This window comes from Streptococcus sp. GMD5S (assembly GCF_000298715.2).
In the GTDB taxonomy this organism is placed as follows: Bacteria; Bacillota; Bacilli; order Lactobacillales; family Streptococcaceae; genus Streptococcus.
Genome location: NZ_AJRG02000067.1, coordinates 1 through 6,476 on the forward strand (window position 1 = coordinate 1; position 6,476 = coordinate 6,476).

2 protein-coding genes and 1 pseudogene are annotated in these 6,476 nt (G+C 38.9%); all 3 read right to left on the reverse strand.

The window, feature by feature from the left end; all coding sequences use genetic code 11:
* Window positions 1-5,360: pseudogene (gene padA, locus GMD5S_RS0210000) on the reverse strand (LPXTG-anchored isopeptide-forming adhesin PadA); the annotation flags it as partial.
* A gap of 61 nt (window positions 5,361-5,421) precedes the next feature.
* Complete coding sequence (locus GMD5S_RS0210005) at window positions 5,422-6,009, reverse strand: TlpA family protein disulfide reductase (RefSeq protein WP_001168152.1); 588 nt, start codon at window positions 6,007-6,009, stop codon at window positions 5,422-5,424.
* A gap of 405 nt (window positions 6,010-6,414) precedes the next feature.
* Window positions 6,415-6,474 carry an IS3 family transposase gene (locus GMD5S_RS10920; RefSeq protein ID WP_368430977.1) on the reverse strand — a complete coding sequence of 20 codons (60 nt, stop codon included), beginning with the start codon at window positions 6,472-6,474 and terminating at the stop codon, window positions 6,415-6,417.
* Window positions 6,475-6,476: the final 2 nt, after the last annotated feature.

Genomic DNA, 6,476 nt, shown 5'->3' on the forward strand with positions numbered 1-6,476 from the left:
TGACCATTCAATTTAGCACTTGAAGTTCCTGCGAATTCAAGAACGTCCACTAGGGTATCTGTGACTGAGAAGGCTGTCGCATCTTGAGCTACACTTGTTTTCACGTTGTAAGTGAAGACTTGGTCGCGTTTGTCAAGAGTTTCAGATTCTTTGCCGTTCACATCTTTCTTGATCTCTGGCTCTGCTGGTGTTGGTGGCGTTACTGGAACTTCGTTAGAGTCTTTCGTAAAGCCTGGTTTGTTTGGTAGAACTGCCTTGTAAGCTGCCTTGTTAGGAACTTTCACAGTCTTATCTTCTGATAGGTAAGCAGACAAGTTCGCGCCAGCTTTGATCTTCGCGTCGAATGTTAATTCAACTGCTTGACCGCCATTGGCTTTCACTTGTTCTTCTGTAAGCGTCAAGGTAATGGTTTGACCTTCTACCTTGATTTGGCTAGCATCAAGAGCTTGACCATTCAATTTAGCACTTGAAGTTCCTGCGAATTCAAGAACGTCTACTAGTGTATCTGTGACTGAGAAGGCTGTCGCATCTTGCGCTACTGTTGTTTTCACGTTGTAAGTGAAGACTTGGTCACGTTTGTCAAGAGTTTCAGCTTCTTTGCCGTTCACATCTTTCTTGATCTCTGGCTCTTCTGGTGTTGGTGGCGTTACTGGAACTTCGTTAGAATCCTTGTGGTATCTTGGATTATGATCAATATCATAAGAAGCCTTATTCGGAATCTCTGTCTTACCATCTTTATTCACATAAGCTGATAAGTTGGCATTATCTCTAATCTTAGCCTTGAAATTCACTTCAATTGACTTACCGGCATCTGCTTTTACAGAAGCTTCTGTAAAGGCAACTTTGATGACTTGACCAGAAAGTGTCACTGTCGCCTTCGATCCTGCATCCTCACCATCAAGTTTAACAGTAGCTGAAGCATTCTCACCGACAAATTCTAGAACTTCTTTCAACTCGTCTGTCATCTCAAACACAGTTGCGCTGGCAGGCATTGTTGTTTTCAAAGTATAAGTAAATTCTTCATTACGTTTTGCAAGATCATAACGTTCTGCTCCGTTTACTTCCTTCTTAAGCTCTGGAGTAGTGGTTGGTGGTGGTGTAACTGTAACTGGTTTTGATTCTTTCTTAGAATCAGGATTGTCATTAATGATGTAGCTAGCAGTATTTGGTACTACTGGCTTGTCTTTTGCTTCATTTGGATAAGCAGTCAAGAGAGCATCGAAAGTGATGCCGTCTTTAATCTTGGCATTGAATGAAACTTGGACTGCTTTACCAGCATATTGTTTCACTTGATCTTTTCCAAATGTGACTGTCAAGGTTTGACCTTCTGTTTTCACAGTCAAATCTTGAACAGCTTGGCCGTCAACAGTGACAGTTGCTTCCCCTTCAAATGCCAATTCTTTGACGATATCATCTGAAATGGTGAAGCTATCTGCCACATGTGGAACCGTTGAGTCAATCGTATAAGTAAAGATTTCTGATAACTTACCAAGATCTGCGTGTTCCTGACCATTCACCTTCTTCGTGATTGGTGGTGGTGTAACAGTGACTGGCTTGGTTTCTTTCTCACCTTGTTGGTCATTCTTGTTGGTGTAAGTAATCTTAGCTTTGTTCTCAATAGATGGAACAGTTGAGCCTTTCTTCACTTTGGCATGAATCACGAGCTCTACTTCTTGGTTACCGTAGTCACCCGCATTCGCAAAATCTTTCATCGTTGCAGTCACGGTTTGACCTTGAACTGTTACATCGAAGAATTTCGCTGCAGCTCCCTTGATTTCAGCTTGACCTGGAGTCAAGTTCTCATCCAAGGTATCCGTTACAACGAAGGACTTGTACGTTGTAATATCATTTGGCAATTTCGCTTTGATATTATAAGTAAAGTCGGTTTCCGCACCGATTGTTGCCTCTGTCAGTGTTTCGTTGATTTTCTTATCAACACCTGGTTCTGATGGAGGGGTTACGGTGACAGGTTTCGTTTCCTTTTCTCCGCTATGATCGTTCTTATCTGTGAAGCTAAACTTCGCAGTATTTGGAATGTTGATACGAGTCACTCCATCATTGATCTTAGCTGGAATAATCAATTCCACTTCTTGACCAGCAAGAGCTGTAGCGTTCGCAAAGTCCTTCATCGTTGCAGTCACGGTTTGACCCTCAACTGTTACATCGAAGAAGGCAGCAGCTGCTCCTTTGATAACTGGTTTGCTTGAAGTTTCATTGATAACTGACAAATCTCCTTCAAGTGTATCTGTAATCACAAATTTCTTGTAATCTGTAATATCGGTTGGAAGTTTTGTCTTAATGTTGTAGTTATACGCTTGACCTGTCGCGATATCTAAGTGATCAAGAGTTTCATTGATCTTCTTCGTTACAGGAGGTGGCGTTACGGTGACAGGTTTCGATTCAACTTTTTTCTCTACATTATTCTCATTTGTAAAGGAAATAGAAGCCTTATTTTCAATGGTTGTGCCTGTCACACCATTTTTAACTTTTGCAGGAATGACTAGTTCAACAGTTGAGTATTTTGCAAGTTCACCAAATTGACCATCCTTCACCGTTGCCGTAATCTCTTGGCCATTGGTGCGGATATCAAAGAGGGCAGCTGCAGAACCTTTAATACTTACGGCACCTGCAAGTTCCAAATTAGCATCTAGTGTATCACGAATCACAAATTTCTTGTAATTTGCAACATCACTTGGTACTGCTGTTGTAATGTTGTAGTTGTATGGTTGTCCATCAAATGTTTGGAATGTATCCAAGTTTTCATTAATCTTCTTATTAATAGAAGGTTCTTTTGGTTTTGGTGGTGTAACCGTTACTTTATTTGATGTTTTCTTGATATCATTCAAGACAACATCTGCCGTGTTAGGTACTTTAATTTGACCATCTTCCTTATATTTAGAAAGGTCAGCACCCGCACGAATCTTAGCCTTGAAGGTCAATTCAAGGTATTGAACATCTTTAGTCTTACGACGCGTTACCTTACGTGAGATTTTTTCGAGTTGAGTTTTATCAAGAGTCAGTGAAACAGTTTGACCTTCAACTTTTACAGCAGTTTTCAACTCAGTATTATCTTTTTCACCAAGTTTTACATTCAAGCTATCTGCCTGAACTTCCAACTCTGAAACAACTGTATCTGTAAGGCTGAATGTATCTGCAAGGCCTGGCCATGGAACAGTCACTTTGTACTCGAAGAGTTGTTCTTCTGTCTTAAGATCTTCATGTTCCTTATCATTGACCTTCTTCGTAATTTCTGTTACAACTGGTGGTTTCACATAAACAGGATTTGAACGGCGAATCGTACTTGGTTTAGTATCTGTCTTGGCATGCGCATCTTGGTTTGGTTGATTGTCATCACCATTCCACATGATATTACCCTGGTTCAGCAAACCGAATCCATCATTATCCTGAAGAAGGGCCATAAATTCTTTACTTGCTTGATTATTGCGGTATTGTTCTTTCAAACGAACCTTGATGGTCATTTGAGCTTTCTTCAATACCAAGTAATTATAGTTTGATCCTTTAGCAGGAACATCAGCAACAACAACATCACGTTCGTTTCCAAGATCGTCATTTTGTTTCACGACACGAGTGGCCCATTTTTCTCCATTTGGTCCAGTAGCTGAACTTTCAACTACTTCCAAACGGTAGTCAAGTGGGTCTGTCAACATGACGTTCTTTTCAAATTCGTAGGCTACGTTATTGAAGTTGTAATCAAGAGTATAGGTGAACTCCTCTGCCTTGTCTGACAATTGTGCAGAATAGGCTTTTTTCTTTGTCAAACCAAGCGGGTCATCAATTTCTCCCAAGTCATTTCTCTTATCTGCGTCGGTAATTTTCTTAGTGACACTTGGGTAACAGTACTCGAGCTTTTGAACTTCAACTTTTTCATTACGTCCACCGATTTTTTGAGTTTTAAACTCACCCGTCTTGAAGACACCAGTCAACTCAGGAACTGTAACTTCTTCTTTTACAGGTTTATAATCAGCTGGCGGATCAACTTCATCCTCTTCATTCGTTTCAGGAGCACGTGCTTCCTTACTCAAATCATAGTCGAAACTGTTATTACCTGGATTGAAGACACTATCGGGTACATAGATTGTGACATTGTCGCCTTCTTGATTGATTCGACCACGAATTTGTTTTGATGGGTCTGTGACTTTTTCAACAACAGTCTTGCCATTGATTCGAACAGCATCCACCTTATATCCAGGTGTAACAGTGAACTCACCTTTAATGTCTTCCTTAATCAACGCAGCTCCAACAGATTCTAGAACTCGACTTGAGAACTTATTGATATCGCTTTGTTCATTAACATAGAAGGAAACATTCTTACCATTAATATTTTTAGCTGGAGAAGCCATCCCCTCTAATGCTTCATGGAAGATATCTTGGACACTTCGGTTATCTCCTATATTAAAATATTTTGAATAACCTTCTCTATATGTGTCATAATACTGAGCTTTAGAGTTTTCAAAGATTGATACGTCTTCCCAGAAACCTACTACTACAGTCCCTTCGGAACCAACAACATTTTTAAGTCTTGTAGATGCTTCCTTAACCTCTTCCACACGCCCTAAAACGTTTTGAGATGCTTCAGTTAGCTCATTAAAATTCCAGGCACGTGAAAGAATTTTGTTACGATAATCACTGTACTCTAGACGAACCTTACCATCCGGGTCACGTTTCCCATTAGCAACACCATCCGTAATCAAAAGGAAGATGGTCTTACGACCGTTAGCCATATTCCCTTTTATTTGATTATATTGAGCAATGACATCGTCAATAGCTGGAACGGTTGGTGTTCCTCCTGCTACCTTAATATTATCAATGAATTGATGGATATCATTTTGATCAGAAGACAAGTTGCTAGACTTGTATTTGTAATCATAATCAGCTCCCCAACCACCAACAACATCTTTACGACCTGTAAAATCATTATTGTAGTAATAGTTGTATCCATCCGCACCTTGGAAGGTTGCCATCATAACTCGGTCTGATGTATCCGGGTTATCAGTCTTAACCAAACGAGGATTATTCTCATCATAATTTTCTTCACTGACAAATGTTGTCAATGTTTTTAAGGCATTTTGGACATTAGGAATGGTGTTCCTGAACGATCCACTCGCATCCTGAAGGATAACTAAGTCGACCGGTTTACGTGGAACTGTCCACTTTGTTTGGTCCGATTTCTTTATCTTACGATAACATCCATTCTGGATAATTTCCGTATTATCTCCTACTCGAATTACCTCAGTTTCATCAGCCGCACCACGACCGAAACGTAAACTAGCTAATCCTAATGGCACAGAGAGAAACAGAATCGTAAACAGAATGGAGACCTTTTTAATGAAATCTCTCATAATTTTCTCTGAAATCCTATTGTGATTTCTTCTTCCTCCTTTTTCCCGAAATGAATGTATGTTAGTTTAGCAATTCTTGTAACTCTTTCGAGAAATTTTCAGCAGTGGTATGATTTACTAATACATTCTTTACCTGTTGCTGTTTTGTCACAAGATACATACTTGGTATGGTTTGAACCTGTAAAAGATCGGCTGCGGACTGATCTTCGTCATAATAATAGGGGAAAGTATATCCTTTTTCTTTGATATACTGATCAGCAGTTTCCTTTGTTTCTTTTCCTGGTTCGTTCATATTCAGAAGAACAAAATGAATTTGATCTCCATACTTTTCATACATCTGCTGAACAATGGGTAGTTGTTTCTGGCAATGCGGACACCAACTAGCCCATTCGACAACTAACATAGGTTTATCATACAGTTCCGAGATAGCAATCAATTTGCCATCTTGAGAGGTCATTTTAAATTCTGGAAGTTGTTGACCTTTTAAACTCAAAGCCGTATTGTTCTTATCACTAGAAGTTGATTGCGAAACTGACGATGAACCTATATCTCCATCCTTAGTGGGTCGGGTGTAATAAAGTAAACCCACCGCTAAACCTATGATGACACCCACCGCTAAAAATGGTAGCCACCACTTGTCTTTTTGCATAACATCTCCTTTCCTTTAATAGTAAAATACAACGAATAAGTCTTGAGTAGATAACATATTAATACAATCAAACAAAAACTGCGACTCATTCATTCCAAATGATATTTTATCATTTACTATTCATTTATACAAGCAATACGTTGTCAAATAGTAAACTTTTTTTAAAAGTAGAAAATCGCCATTAAATACCATCATTGTACAGTTTTTCTAATCATAAACTTGATTTCGTTTTCTGAGATTTGTCAGAATATTCCCGTTTCCGATGCATAATTGTAAGCAAGGCAAGAAATATGAATTGCCTATATTACCTATACTAAAATTTGCATCAAAATACTTTTATAACATTGCAAAAATAAAAAAGATTATCCAATTAGTGTACTGACCCCAAAAAGTTAGACAATTAATTTAAGTAAAGGATTTAGTTCTGTATTGCACAGGACTAAGTCCTTTTAGTTTGACCTTAATTC

Coding starts and splice junctions, on each gene's coding strand:
- GMD5S_RS0210005 (WP_001168152.1), bottom strand. CDS start 6,009: ATGCAAAAAGACAAGTGGTGGCTACCATTTTTAGCGGTGGGTGTCATC.